The sequence below is a fragment of the Pseudotabrizicola alkalilacus genome, assembly GCF_003443995.1.
Classification (GTDB): Bacteria; Pseudomonadota; Alphaproteobacteria; order Rhodobacterales; family Rhodobacteraceae; genus Pseudotabrizicola; species Pseudotabrizicola alkalilacus.
In genome coordinates this window covers 1-538 of sequence record NZ_QWEY01000093.1, presented here as the reverse complement: position 1 = coordinate 538, position 538 = coordinate 1, and the positions used below count along the sequence as shown (strand labels likewise).

Sequence of the window (538 nt, the reverse complement as noted above, 5' to 3'; positions counted from 1 at the left end):
ATTCCGCGGTCGCGGCGAAGCCGACCGAACCCGCCGGCAATTGGAACAGATCGGTGTTGTTGACCTTGATCGAATAGTTCTCGGCGCGCGCGGTGTCGCGGTCGATCGAGTCCTGGGTGATCGAGGCGAACTGCGCGGGCGTCAGCGGTGTGTACAGGCGCTCATGCGGCACATAGTACATCTGGTAGCCGGAGTCAGGATCGACGCCGAGCGACTGACCGAGGTAGAACGCGTTCGCCTTCGCCGCGATCAGCGCAGGCCACTTCGCTTCGAGCTGGTTCTGCGAGTGGCTGAACATCGCCTCGTACTGCCACGAGTCGCCGAACGAGCCCTTGACCCCGGTGTTGATCGAGAACGTGTTGTTGATGTTGCGGATCATCGCGCGGCTGAGGCCGCCGTTTTCTTCGTAGGTGAAATACTGGCGCTGCCACTGCTCGACCTGGTTGGTCGCCGTGTTGTAGAACGGCACATCGGTCGCGCCGCCGTTGAGCGGGTAGCTGTTACGCCATTTCAACTGGGTGTTGTAGGTTTCCTGATG

The 538-nt window shown here is 61.2% G+C and carries 1 protein-coding gene; it reads right to left on the bottom strand.

The window, feature by feature from the left end; genetic code table 11:
- The coding region (locus tag D1012_RS22755; protein ID WP_199489617.1) for a hypothetical protein at window positions 1–538 on the bottom strand (538 nt) is incomplete at both ends.